The organism is Laspinema olomoucense D3b, from assembly GCF_025370785.1.
GTDB lineage: Bacteria > Cyanobacteriota > Cyanobacteriia > Cyanobacteriales > Laspinemataceae > Laspinema > Laspinema olomoucense.
Genome location: NZ_JAMXFA010000022.1, coordinates 22,761 through 48,682 on the forward strand (window position 1 = coordinate 22,761; position 25,922 = coordinate 48,682).

The window sequence follows — 25,922 nt, forward strand, 5'->3', positions numbered from 1 at the left end:
TCATTCCCGTTCCTCCATCCTCGCCCAACAACAGCTTACTGTGCAAAGAGGACTGGAATCACCCGTCCCTGTTGACCCTGTTCTGAAGGATCAAATTTCCAAGTTTTGATTTGCTCTCTAGCCACATCATCGAGGATATCATAACCGCTAGACTGCTGAATTTCCGATGAAATTACCGTCCCATCCGGGGCAATATCGGCGATCAGAATCACCGTCCCTTCCCAGGCATTATCCAAGGCAAGCTGGGGATAGGGGGGAGGATCGCAACGACGACAGGCAATCTCCTCCAGTCCCGACTCGTTTCCCAAATTTCCAGTCTCCCCTAGAGTTGAATCCGCCTCAACCCCCGGCAATGGAGTCTCGTTTTGCCCTGGAGTCCCCTCAGTTTCGTTCCAGGGTTCAGACAGGCGATCGAGATTTGACTCCCAGGGGTCAGTGGATTCCCCCGTCACAATCACCCCAGGATTGAACGGCGACTCATATCTAACCGGCGAAGGCAGTCCCCGGGTTTCCGCGACAATCTTCACATCGGGGACCGCTGGCAGTCGTTGTGGAGTAAGGGATTCTGTCCCCATCGCATCCCCCTGGATGTCATTAGAATCGGTAATTCGGGAATTATGCCCAGGGTCCAACGGGGAAGAATTCGTAAAGGGGGACATCTCCTGGGGCGGCATGGGGGCCGGGTCGGGAATCGGTTCCGGGGGCCTCTGTCCGGGTAACGCTTCTGCCCGCAACTCTGATCGCGGCGTTTCTATCGCTTCTGCTACTTCTGCTACTGGGGTTTGCGGCGCTGCCTCCAACGGTTCGGGCTCCGGAGTGGGTTCCGCCATCAGTTCCGCAGTAGGTTCGGCGGTGGCAGATTCTATTGCCTCCGGTTGCGGCATTAGTTCCGCAGTGGGCTCGGCGGTGGCAGATTCTATTGCCTCGGGTTCTACGGTGGCAGATTCTATTGCCTCCGCTTCCGGCATCAGTTCCGGAGTAGGTTCGGGGGTGGGAGATTCTATTGCCTCCGGTTCCGGCATTGCCTCTGGGGTGGCAGATGCGATCGCCTCCGATTCCGGCATCAACTCTTCCGGTTCCGCCGTAGACTCTTCCAACACAATAAATTCAATTGGCTCCTCGGTACCGTCCGATTTTAAATTAATCAAAGGCATCACAAATGCCAGTACCGCCAGATGCACCACCGCTGACCCCATCACACTAAATTTAATAAACCGGGCAATCTGCTTTTCTTGTTGTTCTCGCCCTTTTGCAGAAACCGTTGAAACCGTCATTCCTTGTGGATCTCCTCAGAACAAAAGTAGGGATGGCGGCGGGTTAGATAACGCCTAAATCAGCCCTACAGACAAAATCGGTACCTTACCTGCCAGGGTAGCGCACCCTCGCATAAGTCGGCGGACTTCAATCAATTTAATTCCCATAGCATCCCGTGAACGCCTGTCATTTCCGGGTCAGACATCGAAATCCAGGGATTTTTTAATCAAAAGAACCAGGAGATTTAATCCTATCCCCATGTTTAGATTAACCCTGGAACTCTCAGTTTTCCGTTTCGTGAAGGGATTTACAAAAAAACTTGGCGATCGTTCATCTACTAAAATCGGGGGATTTCCTGTCGAGGGATACCCTGAAAAAATTCAGTTCTAGCTTGGAGACGGGAAGGCATTTGCACACAACGAACCAGCAATTCAATATCCAAATTAGGGAACAATTCGCTTGTCAAAATTTGCTCATAGTCTTCCCCACGAAAGCGGTAGAGCGCAAGCTGATTATTTTCCCAAAACCAGACTTCCGTAAATTCAAATCGCTGGTATTTTGCCAGTTTTTTGGGATTGCCACTGGTAATGACCACTTCAATGGCCAAATCGGGATGAGGTTTGCGATCGCCAATATAATAGGATTCATCCGGCTCAAACGACACTCCCTTAGTTTCTGACTCCCGAGTTGCTTTTCCGATGGGGATGAACTCAATGCCCATTTCAAACAAATAAATCTCTAGTAAGATGGCGATCGCTTTTTTAATCGATTCATGTTCCTCGCCAGTCGTCATTAGTTCCACACACCCATCTAAATAAGAAATTCGTAACCCCGCCACCTGATTCATCAACACTTGAATCGCCTTGAATTCTTGCCAACTCTGATACCCCGGAAGAATTAACCGCTGTTCGGGCAAGGGGATAATTTTTGGAGCCAGTTGTGTTGTCATCGCCGTTACCTCTGGTTTCCGTCTATTTTATCTATTGCACCATTCTCAACTCCGCCAGGTGTTGCTTTTTTATCGCTCACCCCGTAAAATCTGGAGGATTTATTGTCGGTGAATCCCTTGAACAAATTCGGCATGAGCCTGAATCCGGGAAGGCATTTGCACACAACGGACCAGCAATTCAATATTCAAATCAGGGAACAATTCGCTTGTCAAAATTTGCTCATAGTCGTCCCCACGAAAGCGGTAGAGCGCCAGTTGGTTATTTTCCCAAAACCAGACTTCTGTAATCTCAAATCGCTTATATTTTTCCAGTTTTTTGGGATTGCCACTGGTGATGACAACTTCAATGGCTAAATCGGGATGAGATTTGCGATCGCCAATATAATAGGATTCATCCGGCTCAAATGACACCCCCTTAGTTTCCGACTCCCGCGTTGCATTTCCCACCGGGATATATTCCATCCCCATTTCGCAAAAATAAAGCTGTAGTAAAAAGCCAATAATTGTTTTGATAGTCTCATGTTGCTCCCCCGTTGTCATCAGTTCCACACACCCATCTAAATAAGAAATTCGCACCCCTGCAACCTGGTCCATCAAGGCTTGAATCGCTTTGAATTCTTGCCAACTCTGATACCCAGGCAGAATCAACCGCTGTTCGGGCAAGGGGATAATTTTTTCCGCAAGTTGTGTTGTCATCGCCGTTACCTCTGGTTTCAATCTATTTTATCCATTGGTTCTCGTTATTGGCACTGAATAGCTAAAAATAACCCCCAGCCTCAAGGCTGGGGGCCAAATCACCCTTAACCCACCAACTCAGTCCCGCGCTTGGCTAACGCTTCCGGAGTCAACCCATTGAACTCCATAATTTGCGTTGCACTGGCAGTCGTCTCCCCTCGCTTCCAAGCAAAAACATCCCGCTTGGCGGTACTGCGTAACATAATCGGTTCTAGCATTCCCGAAGCACCCCCGGTAACGCCAATTAAGGCATCCCCGCCAAAGAACTTCTCAAAGCCAGCATCATCCAAGAATCCGCCATCGGCTTGGGAACAGGTTTCCCAGGCGACATCACGGGGACGATACAACCGGCGCGGACTCACAACCGATACAATCTTTGACCCAATCCCTTGGGCTTTTAATTGCTCTGCTGCGTCATACACGGGAATCAAGGTCATATCCCCAATCACCGCAAACACAACGGTTTTATCTCCGGGAATCTCTTGGAGGACAACTGCCCCATCTTGTAACGCTTGTTGAGATTGCTCAAACGTAGTGCGAATCGGTAACGGGGTTTTACTCGCCGTAATCACAATCCCTTTATTCTGGGTACTCAGCGCCCAATCATAACAGACTTGGATGCTATTAGAATCCGGGGGGAACAAGGGGAAAACGTTGCCGTTTCGCATCATGGCGGCAAAGTAGTTTTCAATTTCAGGACGTTGGTGAGTCCATCCGTTGCGTCCTTGTTCTAAGGCCCCTGCGGTATATAAAGTGACCGTACTCGGGGTCGGACGGCGTAATTCCGCCATCGCTTGGGTGACGGTTTGCCAGACGGGGACCCCGTTAATGGCAAAGGATTCGTAGGAACACCAGAGGGTCCGCGCCCCAAATAAAGCTAAAGCTGCGGCTAATCCGGCGCAGGCATCTTCGCTTAAAGGTTCATAAACTTGTCCCTTGGGTCCTTGAAAATAGGCGTCGTCAGCAGTGGGGTGAATAATTTTTAGGGCAACGTTGATGTTGTTGATGCCGGAAGCGGCGTTTCCATCAGCGTTGGTGACGACAAATTTGGGGTCTTTTTTGCCGACATAGGCGACGAGTTCTCCCATTGCGGTGGTGGCGACTTGGTTCTCACCGATCGCATATTCCTTGAGGGGAAGTTTACCTAACTCCGGCAAAGCTAACTCAAACTCAGTTTTGACAATACTGGCGGCAGGTCCCCCAGCAGCCCGTTCAAAGTTGGTCCGAACCAGTTGCCACGCTTCGGGACTCAGGGCACGGTTTTGGAGGGCACTGACAATTTCTGCGTTATCCAGGGTGTGATGTCCATAGAGGTTATGGGATTTGGCCCCCAGGGCATGGACTCCAGCCCCTTTGAGTTGCTTGATAATCAGGACGGTGAGTTTGCCTCCCAGGGCGGATTTAGCGGCTTTGTCCGTGGCTTCAATCACCGCTTGAGCAAATTCTAGCCGTTTCTGGAAGGAAAAGGCTGTGCTATCGACATATTCCCCGGGTTGGTTGGCATCGTCGTAGTCTTTGGCGTTGACGAGGATGATTTCTTGGAAACCGTTGCCTTCCCAGTATTCAATCATCTCTTGGTTAGGTTTGGTGGACACCATGCTGTGATGTTCCTGGGAATATCCGTTCCAAACCAGGATGGGGAGGAAGTTGGTAACTTCGGGATAGGCGGTGTGGAAATGCGCCATGCTACTCATGACGTAGGGTTCGCCGATGCCGCCATCGCCGATGGTGACGGGGAAGAGGATATCGGGATGCAGGAGTGCCCCTGCCATTGCGAAATGCTGCCCTTGTCCCAGGGGTCCAGCGGGGTTGAGGAGTCCGGGAATTTGTCCGGAGAGGTGTCCGAGGAGTCCTTTGTGCTCCCGGAAGCGATCGCGCATTTGTTGGACGGTATGAATGCCCATTTCCTCTAAGGAGCGATCGAGGAACATATTACTGTAAAAGCCGGGGGCATGGTGTCCCACTTCGGTGATAATGTTTTTATGACCGAGCATCACTAGGGCGGCGATTCCCTCGGCAACGCTGGCAAATCCGCCCGGGTGTCCGGAGGCTTTAGACGCGGTGACTTGGAGGATCAGGTAGCGCAGGGCGTCGGCAGCCAGGAGGGTCTGGTAGGCAGCGGAGTGATCCGGGGGGGAGGCGATCGCAGTTTTCCCCGTGGCGATCGCGGGTTCTTTGCCGTAGCGGTCAAAATCCGGCCATTGTTCGCCAAAATATTGAATGCCCTCACAAAATGCGGGGGTCTTTGCCGGTGCAGATGGAATCTGTGTCGTCATGCCTATTTTTTAACCTCTAGGAAACTATAATCCTTGCATTTTTAAATTATTTCATAAATTTACCCCCGGGTTTACAGGTTTCGCAACCTTTTTGTTGTTTAAGTCCATCAGTTCTACTTGGGGTGGCTATAAACTGAGGCGATCGCCGTCCAGGATACCATAGAATGCAGGCTATTCTACTGAGCAGTCCGTCATTCTCCACGTGAGACCGTGGCTCGATTTGGGGAACCACTCCAAAAGAGTCAAAATCGCCTAAGATCCAATCACCCTAAAAAATTTTGAGGGAGTTGGCTCCGGAGCTATTTTGGATGCTGTGGCTGTATAATTGTTGAGGAGATGGAAGGGTTGAAGGTCGTTGAGTTCGGCAGAAGGTCTCACCTCAACCTTTTTTATCCCCATAAGGGTCCAAAAATCTCTGAAAATAGGGTGTGAAATTCCAGCTAACTGCTAGTGTCTATCAAAACAATGGTAAAGGCAAAACGAGCCGGAAAAATCCTCAAACCTCGGTGGCACCGGACTGGAGTCACCGCCCTATTCTTGGCCCTTTCTGGAGGGGGACTGGTCAATTCAGTGCAGGGGCAAATTGTCCCCGATCGCACTTTACCCAATCCGTCCCAAGTCATCAATCAAGGGACAGGTTTGAGGATTGAAGGGGGAACCCCTGCCGGGGGAAATTTATTTCATAGTTTTACGGAGTTTTCCGTTCCCACGGGTGGGGAAGCCTATTTTAATAATGCTCCGGATATTGTCAATATTATTAGTAGAATTACGGGCAGCAATCTTTCCAGCATTGATGGGTTAATTCGGGCCAATGGCAACAGCAATCTGTTTTTAATCAATCCGAAGGGGATTGTTTTGGGTCCCAATGCTACGTTGGATATTGGCGGGTCATTTGTTTTGTCTACAGCGGAGGCGATACAGTTTAGCGATCGCTATCTCTTTAGTGCTACAAATCCCACCGAATCACCCCTACTCACCGTAGCAGTTCCCATCGGTTTACAATATGGTCCAACCGTCGGAAATATCACCCTAGAAGGTTCCCGCTTAGAAGTGGTACAAGAGCGTAATTTAGCTATTCTCGGCGGCAATGTTGTCCTGAATGGGGCACAGCTAGTCGCCCCGTTCGGTAACATTACTTTAGCGGGAATTAGTTCGGGAGAAATTGCCCTAGAAAGTACCATCCCTGAGTTTTCTAAACCCATCGGTGGGGCTGATGTTACTCTCACGAATGGGGCGAGGGTGGATGTCACCGGCAGCAATGGGAGTATTCAGGTCCAGGGAAATCATATCACCCTCATGGGGGGTTCTCAGTTGCAGGCGGGAATGCCTCGGAATGGGGGTGAAATTGGGTCTAGGGCTGGGGATATTCGAGTCAATGCCTGGGGGGATATCCGCCTGATTGAGCGCAGTTTTATTAGCAATTTAGTCCAATTGGGAGCATTAGGAATTGGAGGAAATATTGAGCTAACTGGCAATTTGGTGAGTCTGACAAATGGAGGGAGAATTACCACGGAGACAGCAGGAATTGGAAGCGCTGGACAGATTCAGATTAATACGCCTATTTTAGATATTTCTGGGTTTAGTCCTGATGGGTTGTTTAGTGGAATTCTCTCTCAGTCCCAAGGGGTGGATAGTGGAGGGAGTGGGCAGATTAGGATTAATGGTGCGAATAATCCGTTAGGGGATGTTCGGTTGAGCGATCGCGGATTTATTGCCACGGTGACTGAGGGTCATCAACCCGGGGGGGATATAGAAGTTCATGTGAATACTTTATCCTTAGAAGCTGGGGGACAAATTATTGCGATCGCCACTCATACAGGCAATGGGGGAAACATCACCGTTACAGCAACGGAAAGCGTAAGCATTGGTGGAAATAGTCGGCGCTTTTTGGACTCTCCCTTTGACCAGAAAGAGGAAACAGTTTTTAATTTGGATAACTTAGAATTTACCAGTAATTTGAATCCCGAACTGGAGGCATCAGGACCGGGAGAGATTCCTTATCTTACCGTGGAACGGACTCCCGAGCAAATTATTAGTGGAAATAGCGGATTAGGTCCAGCAACTAATAGTTTTGACTATTTTTCATTTACCGTTGCTGCACCCGGAAGAGGTGTTTTTGATATAGATGGGGGAGATGGATATCAGGATATTCCCGGCAGTTTAGATACAGAAATGGTCCTGTTTGACCGCACGACTGGAGCAATTATTGCCCTAAATGATGACTCTAGTATTAATGATGGGGCGATCGGGAGTACAGTAGAGCAAGATTCCTATCTTTCCCTTGATAGGTTAGAGCCCGGAAGTTATGTAATTGGGATTGGGGAATTTGATACGGTTCCTCATCCCGTCGAACTGCTGGAAGGGGATAAAATTGATAGGGGAGATACCTATCGCTTGCACATTTCTGTGGAATATCCCGGAATAAATATGGCATTGCCTCAAGAAAGCGTTGCTTTGGGTAATTTTAACCCCAATTATGGCGGCAGTAGTGGAATTGTTTCCCTGACTCGGACTGGGGGAAACAGTGGCAATATCCAAATTAATACCGGGAGTTTATGGGGAGGTTCCCCGGGAGAAATTCTCTCTACCACTTTTGGAACCGGACAAGCGGGAGATATTAGTTTAGTCGCTAATTCAGTGGAACTCAACCGGGCTAATGTTGCCAATATTACCCGAGGCAGGGGGAGTGCTGGCAGCATTTTTGCGGTGGCTGAATCCTTTACTCTGAACAATAATGGAATTCTCAATCTCAGTAATTTTGGGGAAGGGGATACAGGAGATATTCACATTGATGCTGAAAGGGTTAATTTACTCAATGGCAGCATTATTAATAATAGCACTTATCTGAGGGGGAATGCGGGCAAGGTGACTATTAATGCTCGCGATCGCCTGGTGATAACGGGAAATTTGGACAATATTGAAAGTCGGATTTTAAATTTGGTGGGAGGCCCTTCCTCCGTCGGCAATTCCGCTGGAATTGAGTTAAATACAGGAGAACTCATTCTAGGAGATGGGGGAGGAATTAATTCCACCAGCTATGGAGAAGGAGATGCGGGTCCGATTACAATTGAGGCCCGAGAAGGAGTTACTTTAACCCGCTTAGGACCGAATGGGCGGGGTTCATTTATCTGGAGTCGCATCCGAGGGACTGGGCGAGGAAATGCCGGGAATATTACCTTGATTACTCCCCGGATTTTCATGGATGATGGGGCAGCAATTTCCAGTTTTACCCAAGGTCTTGGCCATGCCGGGAGTGTGAATATTCAGGCGGGAGAGATGGTGGTATCTGAAGGTTCAATTGATAGTAGTGTGCAATCAACGGCAGTGGGTGATGGAGGAGAGGTGAATATTAATGCTAGAGTCCTCTCCTTAATGAACCGTTCTCAAATCAGTGCTAAAACTGAGGGACAAGGAGATGGGGGACAAGTTAGGATTCAGATCAGCGATGCGATCGCCTTGGATAATAGTACAATTACCACCAGTAGCGCTACGGAGGGCATTGGGGGAAATGTGCAACTTCAAGCGGGGAGTTTACTGTTAGATAATCAGTCATTTATTACCGGACAAACCACCTCCTCTCAAGGGGGAAATTTACAATTAGAATTAACCAGTGGCCTCCTGATGCGTGGAGGCAGTCAAATTACCGCCACAGCAGGAACCGATGGGGCCGGTGGCGATGGCGGAAATATCCAGATTTCTGCCCCGGTTATTCTCGCCTTTCCCGGGGAAAATAGTGATATTACTGCCAATGCCTTTGAAGGGGATGGAGGCAATATTCAACTGATCGCCGAAGGGATTCTAGGATTAGAATTTAGATCCCAACCCACCCCCCGAAGTGATATCACGGCGAGTTCTGAATTGGGAGTCTCGGGCAATGTCACCCTCTCCACCCCCGAAGTCACTCCGGGGTCTGGATTGGTAGACTTACCCCAGCAGCTTTCGGACATCGCTAACCAAGTCACCGTCGGGTGTGTAGCAGCCCAGGGCAATTCGTTTACCATCGTCGGACGGGGGGGATTACCGGAAGACCCCCAGGAGACAATCCAGGGTCAAACTGTCTGGGAAGATTTGCGCCAATTTCCTGCCGATCTCACAACCCAGACCGAGACTGTAAACCCGGGGCGATCGCAACCCTTGATAGAAGCCACCGGATGGACCCTGAATCCAGACGGAAATATCGCCTTAATTGCGACCCTACCCGCAACTTTAGGCGATCGCCTCCCTCCCTGTCCTTCCTCACCCACCGAACGCATAAAGCAGGCACAATAGTCATGCTAAAACTCATCACCACCTATCTAAAGTCCCGTAAAATCCGACAATTCCTCCTCCTCAGTTTCCTCACCCTCCTCACCATCATCCACCCCCATCCAGCCACCCCCATCTCCCCCACCTCCCCTATCTCCCCTATCTCCCCCATCCTCCCCACCTCCCCCACCTCCCCTATCTCCCCCACCTCCCCTATCTCCCAAACCCCCGACCCCACGGAATTAGTCCACCGTGGCACAACCCACTATCAACAGGGACAATTCTTAGAAGCAACCAAGCTATGGGAAGAGGCAGCCGCCATTTATAGCGATCGCCTCGCCCCCTTAAACCAAGCCCAAACCCTCACTTATCTGGCCTTAGCCTATCATAAGTTAGGCCGCCGCCCCCAAGCAGCCACCGCCATCGCTGAGAGTTTGGAACTCTTACAACAGGTTAATCCCCTGCCCTCCAGAGGGTTGGCAATTTTCGCCCAAGCCCTGAATACCCGAGGTATTCTGGAACTGGCTGCGGGACAGAATCAAGCCGCCTTAGACACCTGGAGACAAGCCGCAGCGACTTATACTCGGGCGGGAGATGACCTGGGTAAATTAGGGAGTCTGATTAACCAAGCCCAAGCCCTGCAAGCCTTGGGCCAGTATCGCCGCGCCCGCACTTTGTTAGAAGAATGGATTATTGAATTAGATCAAAAACCGGATACTCTCTTGAAAGCGGATGGGTTGCGGAGTTTGGGGGTTGCCCTCCAAACCATCGGGGATTTAGAACAATCCCAGGCGGTTTTAGAACAGAGTTGGCGACTTAGCGATCGCCTCAAATCCCCGGGGGATACTAGCGCTACCTTACTCAATATCGGGAATATCGCCCGGTATTTAGACCGCAATGATATCGCCATTGCCTACTATCAACAAGCGGAACAATTAGCCACCGAACCCTTAACGCGATCGCAAGCTCAACTCAACCAGTTTAGCCTATTCGTCGCCCTCAAAGACTGGGCTGCTGCCCGCGAATTACGCCCCCAACTGCAATCTCACCTTGCCACCCTTCCCGCGAGTCAAGCGGCCCTCTATGCCCGCGTCAATTTTGCCGCCAGTTGGAGCAAAATGGGGGAAGACTTGCCTGAAATTGCCCAAGGGTTAGCCGAAACCCTGGCGATCGCCAAGGACCTGCAAGATGGGCGATCGCAAGCCTACGCCCTCACCCAACTGGGCCAGCTTTACCGCCAGACCGAACAGTGGGAAGAGGCCGAAACCCTGACCCAACAAGCCCTCCAAATCGCCCAATCCATCCAAGCCGATGAAATTATCGCCCCGGCTGCTTGGCAACTGGGTCAGATTCTCACCCAACAGCAACAACTCCAACCGGCCCTAAGTGCGTATAATATTGCCTTTGAAACCTTGAAAAACTTGCGCCGCGACTTAGTAGCCATCTCTCCGGACCTGCAGTTTGATTTCAAAGAAAGTGTAGAACCTGTATATCGTGAACTGGTGAGTTTACTCCTCCAACCCGATGCGACCCCGGAAGACATTGAACAGGCTAGACAAGTCATGGAAGCCTTACAAATCGCCGAATTAGACAACTTTTTCCGCGAGGCTTGTTTAGATGTGCAGCCGGTACAATTAGAGGAAATCGATACCCATGCGGCAGCCATTTATCCCATTGTCTTACCCGATCGCCTGGAAGTGATACTCTCCCTGCCCGGTCAACCCTTGCGCCACTATACTACGCCCCTGAGTGGCAGTCGCGTCGAAGCCACTCTCGAAGAACTGCGATCGGCCATGCACCCCGGCTATTCCTCCCCGGAACGCTTGCGCCTGTGCGCCCAAGTCTATGACTGGTTGATTCGACCCGCCGCAGCGGATTTAGCCAAAAGTGAGATTACTACCCTGGTTTTTATCCCCGATGGCGGTTTCGCGTCCATTCCCCTCGCCGCCCTGTATGACGGCAGCCGCTATTTGATTGAAACCTATAATACCGCCCTGAGTCCCGGGTTACAACTGTTTCCCCAGGGTCTCACCCAGGAAAAACTCACCGCCCTCACTGCCGGTTTAACCGAGGGGCGACAAGGATTTTCCCCCCTCCCTGGAGTCGCCGAAGAGTTCCAACAAATTACCCAAGAAGTTCCAGGGGATACCTTGCTTGATCGCGAATTTACCCGGGCCCAATTGGAAGCGCAACTCAATCGCCAATCTTACCCGATCATTCACCTCGCAACCCACGGACAATTTAGTTCTAATCCCGAGGAAACCTTTCTGCTGACCTGGGATGGTCGAATTTCAATTAAAGATTTCGATAAGTTTTTCAATAAGCAACGCCTAGGGGTTCTCAAACCCATTGAACTATTAGTGATGAGTGCTTGTCAAACAGCAACTGGAGATAAACGTGCTACACTCGGTTTAGCCGGATTTGCACTCCGTTCCGGAGCCCGCAGCACCCTGGCTAGTCTCTGGTCCGTTCACGACCAATCCACCGCCGATTTAATGAGCGAGTTTTATCGCCAATTAACCCGATCCGAGGCAGGAATGACGAAAAGCGAGGCGTTGCGCCAAGCACAATTGGCCCTATTAAACGACCCCTTGTACAAACATCCCTATTATTGGTCGGCGTTTATTTTAGTCGGAAATTGGTTATGAAGGGGTTTCTACTGTTCTATGTTTTCCCCAAACTGACGAGGTGTTCCCATGAACCACAGGCCACGCATTGTTATTCCTAGCTTCATGTTTGCAACCTTAGCCGGGGCAGTGGCCCTATCGGCTTTGGCCCAGCCTGTCCAAGCTGAATCGGTCAAAGTTCCTGCCTTGATTAGTCTGCAATTTAAGCCCCCCGGCGACCCGGTACCGGCCACCAGTGTGGGGGGAGGCACTCGCGGTAACGTGAGATTTGCCCCTCCGGGGGAATCGGCCCCCGTGACCAGCGTGGGGGGAGGCACTCGCGGTAACGTGAGATTTGCCCCTCCGGGAGAAGCTGCCCCCGTGACCAGCGTCGGTGGCGGTAGCCGAGGGAATGAGGGGACTCTCACCCAGGAGGGTCAGGGGCTAGAGGCGATCGCCCTCTTACCCGCCAGCCAACATGGACGCACCATGTCTGCGCGTCCGACTTTCTTTGTGTATGTGCCACCCACGGCAACGGAGAAAGTCTTTTTTAGCATCCAAGATAAAGAGGGGAATCATCACTACCAAACCACCTTGGAAATCAACGGGGGTGGCTCAATTGTCAGTTTTACCCTGCCGGAAACGGCACCGGAACTGGAACTTGAGACGGACTATCTTTGGTTCTTCGTCCCCTTAGATGCCAGTGGCAGGCTACAGCCCGATAGTTACAGCGTCACCGGATGGGTGAAGCGCGTGGCGGCCATCCCCACGACAGGGGATTTAGAGGCCCTCTCCTTGGCGACTGCTTATGCAGAAGCCGGGGTTTGGTACGATACCCTCACAACCTTAGCGGTTGCCCGAGTCAATCAGCCGGACAATCTCACTGTAGCCGAAGAGTGGCGCAGTCTCCTTGGACAAGTCGGACTAGAGGCGATCGCTGCGACTCCTGTGATGATCCAATCCTCACCCTAAGTCTCTCTTTCAGGGTGCGCGTAAGACATTGATGGGCAATTTCCACCGGGTGCATCTATCTCTTAAAACAGGACAGGGTTCGAGCAAACTATGTGGCAACAGTTACAACAGAAAATCAGCTTGTGGCGTGGCCCAATCCTAATCACTCCGGCAGTCACCGGGGTGATTGTTGCTTTGAGTAGCGCCGGGTTTTTGCACCTATTTGAATGGGCCGCCTTAGATACTTGGTTTCGCCTCCGTCCCCAAGAACCTGTAGACTCACGCATTGCCATTGTTACGATTAATGAATCGGACATCAAGTATGTCCAACAATGGCCGATGAGCGATCGCATCATGACCCAATTAATCCAAAATATCAAAGCTCAAAACCCGCGATTGATTGGATTAGATATTTATCGGGATTTGCCTGTAGAACCGGGCCATGAAGAATTAAATGCTTTATTTGAAGTTACCCCTAATCTAATTGGGGTAGAAAAAGTAGTTGACAACCCGATTGCCCCCCCGCCCAGCTTAGCTAAACTTGGACAAGTTGCCTCCAACGATATGTTACTCGATCGCGATGGTAAAATCCGCCGGGGCATGGTGTTGGTCGGTAAACCGGATCAGACATTAATTGAAGGAATTGGCACCCTTTTGGCCTTAAAATATTTAGAAACCGAAGGGATTGAATTAGCAATTGCTGATGAAGCCAAATCCATTTATCAACTGGGTCAAGCTACATTTATTCCCCTCACCGGCAAGGAGGGAGAATATAGTAAACGAGACGGCGGTGGCTATCAAATTTTAGTTAACTATCGCGGTGGACTCGATCACTTTGCTCACATTTCCCTAACCGAGGTATTGGAAAATCGCATTCCCCCGGATTTCTTCCGCGATCGCATCATCTTCATCGGGGCCGAAGCACCCAGTCTGAATGACTCCTTCCAAACCCCCTATACCAATACCCTGTTCGGCAATCCCCAATTAATGCCCGGAGTGGTCATTCATGCGAATTTAACCAGTCAAATTTTAAGTAGCGCCCTGGACAATCGTCCGATGCTGTATGCCACCCCTCAATCCTTAAAATGGGGGTTAATTTTTCTCACTTCGGGATATAGTGCCATTCTCGGTTCCCTCTGGCTGAGAACCCGCTGGTCCGGACCCGGAATTCTCCTGGGGGCAGTGGTCATCATTGGTAGTTCCTACTTCGCCTTTTTATCCGGTTGGTTAATTCCCGTCTTTACCCCCGTCTTAGCCCTCGTGAGTGCGGGAGTATTCAGCATCGGTTACACCCTGTGGAGTAACCTAAAATTATCCTATCAGCAATTAGCCGAATATGCTAAAACCTTAGAGGAAAAAAATCAAGAACTTAAACGCCTTGATGGACTCAAAGATGAATTTCTAGCGAATACCTCCCATGAATTAAGAACCCCACTCAATGGGATTATTGGCATTGCCGATTCCTTAATTGATGGCGCAACCGGGGAGTTATTAGAAGAAACAATATATAACCTCGAAACTATTACCAGTAGCGGCAGGCGTTTGTCCCATTTAATCAATGATATTTTAGATTTTTCTCAACTTAAACATAAAAGTATAGAACTGCAACTCAAACCCCTAGATTTGCGGGCGATCGCCCAAGTCGTCCTCAACCTCAGTAAACCCCTCATCGGGGAGAAAAACTTGCAACTCATTAATGCCATCCCCCCGGACTTTATTGCCGTTAATGCTGATGAAAATCGGGTTCAGCAAATCTTGCATAACCTCGTCGGCAATGGCATTAAATTCACCGAATCGGGAATCGTCGAAGTTTCTGCTAAAATCGAGGGTGATTTTGTCGCAATTACCGTCACTGATACCGGCATTGGCATTCCTGAAGACAAACATAGTCGCATTTTTGAGTCCTTTGAGCAAGGGGATGGTTCCACTGCCCGAGAATATGGAGGAACTGGACTGGGACTGGCGATCGCCAAGCAACTCATCGAATTACATCACGGCATCATTTACTTTGAATCCGAAGTGGGAAAAGGGTCACGCTTTACCTTTACCCTCCCCCAAGCGACTCCGGCTGCCATCCCCACCACTCCTCCCTTAGTGCGTCCTGAACCTGCCCGAAATTCGACCCCAGTTAGCACCGCCAAACCCACAAAAACCCCCGCTGCTGCGCCCCAAAACTACCTAGCAGATGGGTCAGAATTCAAAATATTAATTGTCGATGATGAACCGATTAACCTTCAGGTCCTCGCCAACACCCTTTCCCTCCAAAATTATGCCATTACCCGCGCCGAAACCGGATTAAAAGCTCTGGAAATTATCGATAACGGGTTCAAACCCGATTTAATCCTTCTCGATGTTATGATGCCCCGTATGACGGGATATGAAGTCTGCGAAACAATCCGCCAAAAATTTCCGGCGATCGACCTTCCCATTGTTATGCTCACCGCCAAAAATCAAGTCTCGGACCTCGTAGAAGGATTTACAGCCGGGGCTAATGATTACTTAATGAAACCCTTTAATAAAAATGAACTCCTCACTCGCATTAAAACTCATATTCGATTAGCTAAAATTAATGCGGCTTATGGACGGTTTGTCCCCCATGATTTTTTGCATTTCCTGGGACAAGAAAGTATAGTCGATGTAAAATTGGGCAATCATATCAAAAAAGAAATGACTGTCTTATTTTCGGATATTCGAGATTTTACCAGCCTATCCGAGGAAATGTCCCCAGAAGAAACATTCCATTTTATTAATAGTTACTTAAGCCGAGTCAGTCCGATTATCCGCGATCGCAACGGATTCATCGATAAATATATTGGCGATGCGATTATGGCCCTCTTCCCCAACTCTGCGGACGATGCCGTATCCGGGGCGATCGCCATGCAAGATCAAGTGAAATTATTTAACGAACACCGGCAGGAAAACGGACAAATTCCTATTCAAATCGGCATCGGATTACATACCGGCAGTTTAATGCTAGGAACCATTGGCGAAGCGGAACGGATGGAAAGTACCGTCATATCCGATGCCGTCAACTTAGCCTCCCGGTTAGAGGGATTAACGAAACAATATGGTTCCGCTATTTTAATTAGTGAAGATACCCTAAATCAACTAGAAAACCGGGAGATGTATCAATATCGATTTTTAGATCGAGTCCAAGTTAAAGGCAAAAAAGCCAGTGTAGCCGTCTTTGAAATTTACAATTCAGAACCCCACGATCGCATCGAACTCAAAAACAAAACCTTAGCCCTGTTTGAAATGGCGATCGCCTTCTATCGAGAAGGAAATTTCCAGCAATCCCAAACCCTCTTTCAGCAAATTCTCAACACCAACCCCAGCGATCGGGCGGCGCTTCTGTATTTACAACGTTGTGAAAAGTATATTCAGCAGGGTGTTCCTAAAGACTGGGCCGGAATAGAAGCGATAACTCAAAAATAGCACAAGCTCTTGCGTACTGTAATCGCACATATTCTCGTGAGTTGGCTTAAGCAACTCACGAGAATATATATAAATTACCTCACCTCAATTTCTCGCACAAGATCCACCAGAACCTCGCCGCCTCGGGTGAGTTGATACTCCCCGCGCCAGACCCCGGGTGCGATCGGGCGTTCGGGATTGTTGCGTTTACCGACATAACCCATCCAGGTTTTACTGGGGGACGTGATTTCTGTGGTATCTTCAGCGATCGCCTCTCCATTGGGTGCAATCAACTTAAACTGATAACTATCCCCCGCTAACACACCGTAGGTATGTACCCAAAACAACAGGGCCGGAATATCTTGAGATAGCTCACCTTGGGGAAACCGCCCTTCCCACAAATCGTTCATGTCCGGAGGCGTATCCGCGAAACCGGCATTGATCGCCCCCGTCGGTGTATAATCCAGGGGAACCGTCCAAATCGGACTCGGCGACACCTGACAACCGGGACCCGCTTCCGGTCCTACAAACGGATCAACCACCTTTCCTTCATACAGCGCAGTAATATGAACGTGAGGGAACGATGCCGCCCCAGAAGCGCCCACCATTCCTAAAACCGTCCCGGTATCCACCTCCATTCCCGGAGTTACGGCAACGCTACCATTGCGCAGATGACAGTATTGCGTTTCCCACCCATTACCATGTTCGATAAACACACCATTGCCACATTCTCGCCCTTCCAAAGCTTCCACTTGCTTCGGGTCCGTAATCAGGCGATCGCTGACCCCATCCCGGACCCGCAACACCTTACCGGGTGCCGACGCAATCACCGCAACCCCGGCATTCATTTTATCCATGTTGGCAATGCCGAAATCGGTGCCTTTGTGACCATCATAGGTTTGCCTGCCACAACCAAAATCCACTTCTCCCGGTCCGGGGTCGCGATCGGGATACAGCAAAATAAAGCAATCCTCATCTAAGGTACAGTCAATGGGAGGGGCTAATTGCAGGGAATTGGCAGCAATGGTCGTTTCTGGGATGGGGGATTGGGCAAAGTTCGGGCGATCGAACCCAATCCAATGGACAGCAACCGCGATCGCGAATGCTAGGAGAATTGTCGCAATTATTTTAGGTTTTCTAAACATAATTAATTTGAGAGGTTCTAAGCAGGTGGTGCAACTAGACGCAATAGAGGCGATCGCAGTTTCACCGTTGATCGCCTCTCGCACTGACGAGATACTAAAGCGCCTGCGGTTTAGCGATGCTGTTTCACCCATATTAACGAGGTTTGGATTGATTTGACAGGCAGTGTAGGGAGCCTAAATCCTAGATAAACTGGGACATTTGAGGACTGAAGAAGCGATCGCCATTTTCTAGAGTTTGAAAACGGCGATCGCCTCTAGGGCGCTTAACCTTCAATCACCGAATTAAGCAATTCCTGGAACTGTGCCACCGAACCGATGGCGATCGCTTGTCGATGAAGTTGCGTGAGGGTAGGGATGTCCTCAATCCCATTCACCACCTCCACCACTTCCGGTGGCACTTCTCCAAACCGCACCTCCAAAACTGCGAGAGTATTCTGACGCTGGGTTCGCAGGGTTGCCTTTTCTTGTGCTATTTCTTCAAACTGACTCATAAACGGCATTTGTCTCTCCTCCCGACCCTCAATGATTTCTGTGGTAAGTTGTTCTTCGAGTTCTTTAGGTAAGCTCATCATCCGGTCAACAAACCGAAATAAATTCACTACCTGCTCTCTACTATAACCTTTTGACAACAGCAGCCGGAATAACAACCGTTTCCACTGTTGTCGTTCTTCCATGTTGGCGCTGGTGGCTTGGGTTTTTAAATGCGCCATCACCATCATAGCAAAAGGATTATCGCTGGCTTCTAAGCTTTCCCACTGGTTTTGATAGTCCAGCACTTTGACTGTGGGAAATTCGAGCAGTAACCGATATCCATCTAAACGATAGGAATAGGACGAGGGTCGCCAGTTGGGGCGATCGTCTCCTAAGATTGCCACGCTGACTATCGGCTTGTTGTATTTGTCAAAGGCGCGATAGTTATAGCGATAGATGCGTTCGGTAAACTCAACATCGTACTGGCTTTGCACTTCTACATGAATTAGAATCCATTGGGTTTTCCCATTCAGTAATTTCACTTCAAACAGCTTGTCCGGAAATCGCGTCCCAATCTCCGAGTCGCGCACCAGTTCTTCCAGTTCTTTGTCTAAGCAACGATAAGGCTGGCTCCAGTCAATGCTGGCATAAATTCCAGGGAAAAACAAGCTGAGGAAACTTTCAAAGTAGAGGGTAATTGCTTCCTTCCAGGGTTGGTCATAGTCCGCTGGTATGGGTTCGTAAATTGCCATATTTCATTAAATTAATGTTAGTTTTATTCTACTTTATTTTACTTTGTATGTATAAAATTATTTAAGTATTGAATGGGATTGTATAAAATTTATAGGCAGGATACAGAACCTAAATTAGGGATAAATCGGGACGTTTGAGGACTGAAGAAGCAATCGCCATTTTCAAACTATCGAAAATGGCGATCGCCTCTAGGGCGCTTACCATTCATTCACCGAATTAAGCGTCTTGATTCTGCTGGAGCAGTTCCCCAGGTCAATTGTAGTCCTTTATCGGTTAATTTCTGGATAAATTTATGGAGTTGATTGTCTTCTTGTTGATACTTCCAAGGAGTGCGATCGCCATGAAAAACGGTGACAATTTCTAAATACTGATTTCCGGCGATCGGCAACATCCGATGCCAAACGGAACTGACAGAAGTGGGTTTTTTGTCATTTGGGTTACGTCCCCCGATCGCTGGGGTAGTTTTAAAAACGTCATCGTGAAACAATATCACTGCCGCTGATTCTGTGACGACATTGCTATATACTGCCACACGTTCTGGATTCCATGCTTCTTTCCAATTTAGAGGTTTTGGCGGTTTAGAACCTAGGCGATCGCAACTTAAATCAAACAAACTTTCCAAAAACTTGTTTAAATCCTGACGAGTTTGAATCTCATCAATATCCGGGGATTCCCAATGACAACCAATCTCTAGTTTTTGATAGGAGGGATAAAATTGTTTGTGCCAGACTCTGCGCCAAGACTTACCAAATCCCCCCATCACAAAAGCGAATCTTAGGACATTTTCAATAAAGTCAACATCCCCTCGGGGTGTGTTGACATATAAAACCCCTTGCGTGGTGTAGGTGGTATTTTTGCCCCCGGTATCAAAATCTTCCGGTTTTGACTGCCACAAAAACTGCACCTGACTCGGTTCAGCCGTATGTCCAAACAAGCGATTAGTTTCTTTGTTAACCGCCTCTTGATCCGGACAGACGCCTGCCAGTAAGCGGCTAACATGACCCCGCAAAGTGGCTTTGAACAAATTGGGTCGAAATTCGGGTTCCCCGGTTCTCAATAACGAACTCACTCCCGTATTTTTCAACTCGAAACTAATCGGATAAGCGGGGGTGATCCTCGGTTTTCCGGGAAAATTTCCCCCCATGCCATAACCGCTACTGGTTTTCCCTCCGACACCTTGCTGCAATGCACTTAGCAAGATTCGTTCGACATCCTGCCAATCTACTTCCGGACTAGAACTGCTAAACTCAAAAATTAATTCGGGTTGGGACAAACTAATTAAGGCAAAAGCTTTTGGGGACCCTTTACCTTGCACTTGTCGTTCTTGTTGGGGATGGACGATATCATTGATTTGCTTGGCCCAATTGCCCAGGGGATAGGCCCCCATAAAGCGCAAAATTCCCGGGTTTAAGTTATCCTTATCCCCACAATATTTGAGGGCTTTTTCATCACTGCAAGCCCGTCGAAATAACCCTTTGATACTACTACCAGGTAGAAAAGGAATGCCATTTTTTCCCATGATCGGACGGGCGATGTTGTCTTGTCCGCAGTTACTAAACAATCGAAAAGGAAACTTGACTTTGATGCGATAAATTTCCCCATGAAGCCCAAGAGGGGGTTCGGGATACTGATAGGTAGGGCTTTTATCATCTTTTGGATAAACCCATTCCTCTGTCCAACGGTTTAAATCCTTATTATCTCCGGCAAACTGGAGGTTGCAACGCCCTTGTACTTGGGCGCGATACATCATGGGGATTTGTTCGGGTTCTATATTCACGGGTGCTGCGGTTTTAGGAATCTCAATTTCAATTTTTTTCCCTTGCTTAACTGCTGTTGTCTTGGCGTCTTCAAATGCTTTTGCAAATACCATTGTCTAATCGTCTCCTTTTTTCTTATAGCGTTGGGTCCACCAAACTAGGGAGTCACAAAGCTGAGTGAGTACCATCAAGGCAATTCGCTGGTGTTCTAGGGGCAACTCCCAAATCGCTTTTGCCATTTCTTGGATCTTTTGGCTTTCTTCTTTATTGGCTTTTTGAGATTTAATATTCTGATTTGGCAAGTTAATTTCGGTGGGCTGAAGAATTTCCTCTAAAGCATCCCAGACGGCTTTCCAATATTTCCCTTTATTTTTGTTCTCTTCGGTGTTTTCTCCTTGTAAGCGCAAATGTTCGCCCCAAAACCGTTCTAAGCCATAAGCAACCGCCATCCTCATTTTATGGGATTCGTTGAGGACGTTCTTTTTATTACGATTCTGGATCACCAAATCCTGGGCATGATGGTCAATGTCGTATAGATATAATCCCGGTTGGTCGTGAGTTTGAGTCATATTAGTTTGCCTTTGGATAGGGATTTAAGGTGACGTGAGTGCGACCAAATCCGATAGATTCTAAGCCGCCAAAGTACATTTCTTTGCTACTACTAAACCCTGCTGCTTCGGTAAATTTCTCCCAAGGCTGGTGGTTTTCTGCGGTGGGTTTCAAGGCGAGGGGAAAGGTCAATACGGTTCCTTGGGGTAAAGCTTCTACATCAAAAAATGCCCCCTTTTTTGCTGTTTTCTTTGTAGGTTCAAGGGCAACGCGGCTTTGTCGAAATAAGGCCATTTCATGAATAATTGCCATATCGGTATCGTTGACCACTAGGACAATATTTTTCTCACAATTGAGGTCTTCCAGAGAGGCGGGGATGTAGTTCTTTAGATTGGGGTCTTTTTCCTGAAGGTTCAAGAATCCCAAGCTAAAAAATAGAGTTTTCATCGATAAGCTACCCTTTATATAATAGCTGTACGGCTTAAATTCGGCTTTGGGTAAACCGGAGAGTTTTTGATAGCGATTCAGCAAGCGAGGACAGGATACCCAGACGATGGGTTGGTTGGGACAGTACACGGGAAGCCAAACCAAGGAGGCATACTCGAATTTAACGATCGCCTCGGTGGTTCGATCTTGATTAGATTCATTTTCCTTCGTTTGTGCTTGTTGTTCCTCGTCTGCGTCCGCTTCATGTCCATACCAGAGATTCGCACCTTTCCAGTTGCGATTGCGCATATCTGCCCGAAATCGTCCCCGAATCGAACTGCCGGGGATAATCCCAGTGAGGGTAAATTGGTCGCGAAAAATTAGGTTGAGGTTGCCGGTTTCCTCTCCGGCAGATGCGCCCACATGGAGGGGGGCTAAGGTTTCGATGATGCCATAAGCTTTATGATACATTCTTCAGATTCTCCGATAGTTAGGTGAGAGGTTCAGATACTGCCCAATCCAGAGACAAGGATAGTCCGCATCCCCAGCGTTTGAAGGAATATCCTTCTGTGGGAAACCAGTCTTTGGGCCATTCTTGCCAGGTTTTGTTTAGGGGTTGGTCTACAATGTAGACGGTTCCAGGGGGAACGGCATATCGCCCTCGGGAGAGGAGTTTCGCTTGATTGGGTGGTCCATCTTTGCAGTTGCCTAAGCGAAATCTCATCGGTTGCGATCGCTGGGTTAACATGGATTTGGGGTTGGAGTCTGTGCCGTACCACACGCTTTGCCACTCGTTCCTTCTGTTGACTTTGGGTTCCCGATAGGACAGGCGATTTGAACCCCAGATTGCCGGTGTAATTAGGGCAAAACTGCGTTGCAAGGGTTGTGCGAGTAAGGTTTTCGCCGGTTCTGCGATCGCCTCACAACGGATTTCTACCAAGTGACCTTCTCCCCCAAACCGATACCACCCCTCGGGGATTTCTTCGTTAGATAAATAGACTAAACAAGTCTCTGGATCAAGTTGAACGGCGTTTTCTAAAAATAAACTGCCTTGATGATCCGCAGCGTCGGTGTTGACGTGGCGTTCATTCTCTCGCAGGCGAGGATGGAGATGGGGTAAAAATTTCCAAGGATTTTTTGTTTTGACTTTTGGTTTTATTTCTCCCTTGCCTTGCAGGTGTTCCCAATCTTTTATCCCCACCCAACTGCCAGTTGAAAATTTATCATTAGGCGGTTTCTCTCCCGAGGGGAGTAACCATTTTTCGCCCTGCCAAGTGAGGATATGTTGGATAATCTGGTCTTTGACTAAACAATTAAAGGGGGTGGCAACATAGAAGTTTTGAACATCACTCTCTTCGGCCCAGAATGGCCCCGCTAGTTGCAAGTTTTCCAGTTTTTCTTTATGCGCTGCGGTTTGCCATTGTGCGGCAAAAATGCCAGATAATGTGGCCGCAGAAGGGGGGAAACTGGTGCCTGATCGCCCGACTAAATTTTCAGGAGAGAGGAATCTTCCTGCGCTACCGTAGAGGAATCCGAGAGGTTGGATGAGGATGAGGTATTGGAACATAAATGAAAGCCTACTTTCGCCAGATTGATAATCCATTCATTCACGGCTGCATTAAACTTGTATTGGCTGATTTCTCCCTGTTCATAGTGGTTTTCTGGTTCGCCCAAAATTCCGGCACTTCCCGCTGTATTAAACCAGTTTTTTCGGTATAAAATGTCTTTGTAGCCTGGGAAATAAATATCGACTAATGCTTCTGCAATGTTAATTTGCTGCTTGGTGAAAGCATGACGGGCTTCTAACATGGCAACATCTTGGTAAATATGCGCCCAATTTTGGGTTTTTTGGCTACGATCGCGATAGGCGGATAAGATATCTAAAAACCGCCAGGGACAAACCCATTCTAGGTGATTGCCACTGTTGAATAACACTCGCAAAGCAAGGCGATCGCGTCCGCAACTTTTGGCTGCTTTTTCGGCTTCTCGCCCATGTTGTAACACATCCCGCTGAGGGACATTCGGGGCCGCCCAAACAAATCCGACACTGACGGTAATTTTATCAGCATAGCCATGTTCTTTCCACAGTTTTGGGAATCCTGCAAACCACTCTAAACAGTCGGTAGCACTAAGTTTGCCCGGGGTAGCGCTTTGAAATAACACCCCCATGAAATCATCGCCCCCGGCGTAGACAATCCGACCGAGTTTGCTATCTTTCATGTAGGGTTTTAGGTCCTTTTCACCCCAGTCCATTAAGGCTTTACTAAATTTTGTTAGTTCTTCGCGTTCGGTTTCTTCTCCTTCTGCTGCTAACTCTTGGAGGTATTTTCCCATGCGATCGCCATCCCCCTGAAACCATCCCGTCCAAGATTCTTCCTCATGGCGATTCACTTCTTTAAACGGTTTTTCGGGAATTTCAATCGTTGTGGATTGTAGGGCTTTTTGGATGAACTCTTCCGAGAGTTCGATGCTGGGATGCTTGATTTCCAGTTGAATTTTCTCCGCAACGGCATCGACCGTAATCAAGCGTTTAATCAGTTCAGGAATGCTTAAGTGTTCCCGAGGGGTAATAATTGCCTCGCCAATTTTTTGGGCTACTATCTCTCGTCCCGTTCCTTTTAATAGCTTGAATTTAGGACTGCGATCGAGATAACTTTCCCCGAGTTTTTGACTCAAGGCAGCATAAAATTCTTCAATTTCCTGTTTTTCGGGTTTTGCCGGTCTGATTTTAGGATTAACTAATCCCAATTTCGGCCAAGCGATCGCATCAGTTCCCGATAGAGTAGAACTTTCCCCTTTCCAATTAATTCCCACCCAATCCCGGGGACGTTTGATATCATTGAGGGCTTCTTTCGCAGCAGTAATAGTATCGCCAGTGGCCCAGAAAAATTCCCAGGCATAGTGACTCCAATCTTTCCACTCTCGCTTCCAGCAATAGTCAAAAACCGACACCTGTTCTTCAATCCATTGGCGGCAGGTTTCTACAATATTTTGCCACCCTTGTTTAAAGGTCGCCTCAGCATCAGCTTTGCTAAATAAACCGTGGATAATAATCTGATTGGGCGTTCCCTGAGTCACATCAATAATCGCTGGGGAAATCACCTTTAAATCTTGCTGAATTGCCGCTTGGCAGAGGATGCGGGAGAGATATGATAGCAGAAAGGAACTGCCATACAAGTCGCGCAATTTGCGAGACTTTTCGATAAATCCTTGAACAGGGGCAAAAGTAATAGCGGTATAACAAGATTCATTCATGGCATTAGCTATTTTCCGGTCTGTGTTGCCATTGTACTCGGCCCTGGAAGGCTAACCTTCCAATTCCGACTACAATTCTATAGTATCCAGCCACCCACTCCTCGAAATCGTTATGAAACCTCACAATTCGCAACCTAAGTTATCATCTAGGTTAAAAAAAGTTACAAAAACGGGTCTGCACGTTATGAAAAAAGGTGCAACGGGAACAATGAGTGTTGCAAAGCAGGGAAAAGATGCGATCGCCCAAATAGTAACCTCCACAAACAAAGGAACCCAGGCGATCGCCCGTCGCTGCGGGAGTGCGATCGCCGGATTTTCGTCCAGCCTGCAACTGGGGCGAATTTTCCGGTGGGTGGGGTTGCCGATTCGAGTCTTAGTGGGATTGACGATCGCCGGTTTAATCGTCGATAATCTCCTCAAACTGCTGGAATTCGGTATTAAGGATTTCTTAAAAACCACTCCGATTCCCATCCCAGAAAACTATCTCGTCCATAGTCTTATGATCGTTGTGGGGTTAGGATTAATCATGGCGATGAGTGTCGGATTTAAACTCCGTCGTCCTCTCACCCAAGGAAGGTTTAGCAAGAATGGATTGACCCAACCCGATGGCAAAAAAGGGTTAATTTTGCTGGTTAGTAATCCAGCAAGTGCTATCTTTGCTATTAAATATCACTACGAAACTCACCGGACTTTAGAAACCGTCTGGTTAATTCCTTCTGATGATAGTCACGGCGACCAATTCGGCAGCAGTTCTAAAGATAAAATTCCCGACATTCAAAAACAGTGTGAAGAACTATACTTGAATGTACAAAAAGATGCAGCAAGCAAAAATCGCCCGACTTTACCGCCCTTGAAGGTAATTGTTGAAAAAGGTGTTTCTCCTGCGGATGCTCAAGAAACCTTTAGTACCGTTAACAAAATCTACCGCCAAAGTCACTATTCTGCCGATGAAATTGCGGCAGATTTCACCGGGGGGACTAAACCCATGTCCGTGGGAATGATTATGGCCTGCCTCAACCGCGATCGCGTGTTAGAATATGTTTCGTTTAATCCTGCCACAAAACAATCTTTCGGTCCTTATATTATTGATTATCAACATAGTGCCTTCGATTTGATTAGTTAGGGCCAATTTAAAC

At 48.4% G+C, this 25,922-nt stretch carries 16 protein-coding genes; 5 read left to right on the plus strand and 11 right to left on the minus strand.

Annotated elements, in window-relative coordinates:
* Positions 1–35 precede the first annotated feature (35 nt).
* From NG792_RS16810 to NG792_RS16825, 4 genes are all read right to left on the minus strand, one after another.
* Positions 36–1,274, minus strand: coding sequence for an energy transducer TonB (locus tag NG792_RS16810; protein WP_261236144.1), 1,239 nt, complete (start codon positions 1,272–1,274; stop codon positions 36–38).
* A 317-nt stretch (positions 1,275–1,591) separates the two neighbouring features.
* Complete coding sequence (locus NG792_RS16815; RefSeq protein ID WP_261236145.1) at positions 1,592–2,203, minus strand: Uma2 family endonuclease; 612 nt, start codon at positions 2,201–2,203, stop codon at positions 1,592–1,594.
* 99 nt (positions 2,204–2,302) lie between these two features.
* Positions 2,303–2,899 carry a Uma2 family endonuclease gene (locus tag NG792_RS16820; RefSeq protein WP_261236146.1) on the minus strand — a complete coding sequence of 199 codons (597 nt, stop codon included), beginning with the start codon at positions 2,897–2,899 and terminating at the stop codon, positions 2,303–2,305.
* 104 nt (positions 2,900–3,003) lie between these two features.
* Positions 3,004–5,214, minus strand: coding sequence for a phosphoketolase family protein (locus NG792_RS16825; protein WP_261236147.1), 2,211 nt, complete (start codon positions 5,212–5,214; stop codon positions 3,004–3,006).
* A gap of 450 nt (positions 5,215–5,664) precedes the next feature.
* Between NG792_RS16825 and NG792_RS16830 the strand changes: the two genes are divergently transcribed.
* The 4 genes from NG792_RS16830 (at position 5,665) to NG792_RS16845 (ending at position 16,451) form a co-directional block, all read left to right on the plus strand.
* Positions 5,665–9,483, plus strand: coding sequence for a DVUA0089 family protein (locus tag NG792_RS16830; protein WP_261236148.1), 3,819 nt, complete (start codon positions 5,665–5,667; stop codon positions 9,481–9,483).
* Between the two features lie 2 nt (positions 9,484–9,485).
* Entirely contained in the window at positions 9,486–12,107 is a 2,622-nt protein-coding gene (locus NG792_RS16835; protein ID WP_261236149.1) for a CHAT domain-containing protein, read from the plus strand.
* Positions 12,108–12,155: 48 nt separating this feature from the next.
* The gene (locus NG792_RS16840; protein ID WP_261199073.1) at positions 12,156–13,037 is read left to right on the plus strand and encodes a DUF928 domain-containing protein; all 882 of its coding nucleotides are present in this window, start codon (positions 12,156–12,158) and stop codon (positions 13,035–13,037) included.
* A gap of 90 nt (positions 13,038–13,127) precedes the next feature.
* Positions 13,128–16,451, plus strand: coding sequence for a CHASE2 domain-containing protein (locus NG792_RS16845; RefSeq protein WP_261236150.1), 3,324 nt, complete (start codon positions 13,128–13,130; stop codon positions 16,449–16,451).
* 74 nt (positions 16,452–16,525) lie between these two features.
* Here NG792_RS16845 and NG792_RS16850 read toward each other — a convergent pair whose 3' ends face one another.
* The 7 genes from NG792_RS16850 to NG792_RS16880 all read right to left on the minus strand — a co-directional run bounded on the left by NG792_RS16850 (position 16,526) and on the right by NG792_RS16880 (position 24,786).
* Positions 16,526–17,707, minus strand: coding sequence for a M23 family metallopeptidase (locus tag NG792_RS16850; RefSeq protein ID WP_261236151.1), 1,182 nt, complete (start codon positions 17,705–17,707; stop codon positions 16,526–16,528).
* Between the two features lie 131 nt (positions 17,708–17,838).
* Positions 17,839–18,798, minus strand: a complete 960-nt coding sequence (locus NG792_RS16855; protein ID WP_261236152.1) for an RpnC/YadD family protein — start codon at positions 18,796–18,798, stop codon at positions 17,839–17,841.
* 209 nt (positions 18,799–19,007) lie between these two features.
* Entirely contained in the window at positions 19,008–20,669 is a 1,662-nt protein-coding gene (locus tag NG792_RS16860) for a hypothetical protein (protein ID WP_261199077.1), read from the minus strand.
* 3 nt (positions 20,670–20,672) lie between these two features.
* The gene (locus tag NG792_RS16865) at positions 20,673–21,125 is read right to left on the minus strand and encodes a hypothetical protein (RefSeq protein ID WP_261199078.1); all 453 of its coding nucleotides are present in this window, start codon (positions 21,123–21,125) and stop codon (positions 20,673–20,675) included.
* A 1-nt stretch (position 21,126) separates the two neighbouring features.
* Positions 21,127–22,002, minus strand: a complete 876-nt coding sequence (locus NG792_RS16870) for an RAMP superfamily CRISPR-associated protein (protein WP_261199079.1) — start codon at positions 22,000–22,002, stop codon at positions 21,127–21,129.
* 19 nt (positions 22,003–22,021) lie between these two features.
* Positions 22,022–23,098 carry a type III-B CRISPR module-associated protein Cmr3 gene (locus NG792_RS16875; RefSeq protein ID WP_261236153.1) on the minus strand — a complete coding sequence of 359 codons (1,077 nt, stop codon included), beginning with the start codon at positions 23,096–23,098 and terminating at the stop codon, positions 22,022–22,024.
* The gene (locus NG792_RS16880) at positions 23,017–24,786 is read right to left on the minus strand and encodes a Cas10/Cmr2 second palm domain-containing protein (protein ID WP_261236154.1); all 1,770 of its coding nucleotides are present in this window, start codon (positions 24,784–24,786) and stop codon (positions 23,017–23,019) included. Before NG792_RS16880 ends, NG792_RS16875 begins: the two co-directional genes overlap by 82 nt.
* 208 nt (positions 24,787–24,994) lie before the next feature.
* Between NG792_RS16880 and NG792_RS16885 the strand changes: the two genes are divergently transcribed.
* On the plus strand, positions 24,995–25,909 hold the full coding sequence (locus tag NG792_RS16885; RefSeq protein ID WP_261199082.1) for a hypothetical protein: 915 nt from the start codon (positions 24,995–24,997) through the stop codon (positions 25,907–25,909).
* Positions 25,910–25,922 lie beyond the last annotated feature (13 nt).

What these genes read in the sequence shown, in the direction of transcription:
- NG792_RS16860 (WP_261199077.1), bottom strand. Translation starts at nt 20,669, where the DNA reads ATGGTATTTGCAAAAGCATTTGAAGACGCCAAGACAACAGCAGTTAAG.
- NG792_RS16885 (WP_261199082.1), top strand. Translation starts at nt 24,995, where the DNA reads ATGAGTGTTGCAAAGCAGGGAAAAGATGCGATCGCCCAAATAGTAACC.
- NG792_RS16850 (WP_261236151.1), bottom strand. Translation starts at nt 17,707, where the DNA reads ATGGGTGAAACAGCATCGCTAAACCGCAGGCGCTTTAGTATCTCGTCA.
- NG792_RS16835 (WP_261236149.1), top strand. Translation starts at nt 9,486, where the DNA reads ATGCTAAAACTCATCACCACCTATCTAAAGTCCCGTAAAATCCGACAA.
- NG792_RS16855 (WP_261236152.1), bottom strand. Translation starts at nt 18,798, where the DNA reads ATGGCAATTTACGAACCCATACCAGCGGACTATGACCAACCCTGGAAG.
- NG792_RS16870 (WP_261199079.1), bottom strand. Translation starts at nt 22,002, where the DNA reads ATGTATCATAAAGCTTATGGCATCATCGAAACCTTAGCCCCCCTCCAT.
- NG792_RS16880 (WP_261236154.1), bottom strand. Translation starts at nt 24,786, where the DNA reads ATGAATGAATCTTGTTATACCGCTATTACTTTTGCCCCTGTTCAAGGA.
- NG792_RS16840 (WP_261199073.1), top strand. Translation starts at nt 12,156, where the DNA reads ATGAACCACAGGCCACGCATTGTTATTCCTAGCTTCATGTTTGCAACC.
- NG792_RS16875 (WP_261236153.1), bottom strand. Translation starts at nt 23,098, where the DNA reads ATGTTCCAATACCTCATCCTCATCCAACCTCTCGGATTCCTCTACGGT.
- NG792_RS16845 (WP_261236150.1), top strand. Translation starts at nt 13,128, where the DNA reads ATGTGGCAACAGTTACAACAGAAAATCAGCTTGTGGCGTGGCCCAATC.
- NG792_RS16865 (WP_261199078.1), bottom strand. Translation starts at nt 21,125, where the DNA reads ATGACTCAAACTCACGACCAACCGGGATTATATCTATACGACATTGAC.
- NG792_RS16820 (WP_261236146.1), bottom strand. Translation starts at nt 2,899, where the DNA reads ATGACAACACAACTTGCGGAAAAAATTATCCCCTTGCCCGAACAGCGG.
- NG792_RS16810 (WP_261236144.1), bottom strand. Translation starts at nt 1,274, where the DNA reads ATGACGGTTTCAACGGTTTCTGCAAAAGGGCGAGAACAACAAGAAAAG.
- NG792_RS16815 (WP_261236145.1), bottom strand. Translation starts at nt 2,203, where the DNA reads ATGACAACACAACTGGCTCCAAAAATTATCCCCTTGCCCGAACAGCGG.
- NG792_RS16825 (WP_261236147.1), bottom strand. Translation starts at nt 5,214, where the DNA reads ATGACGACACAGATTCCATCTGCACCGGCAAAGACCCCCGCATTTTGT.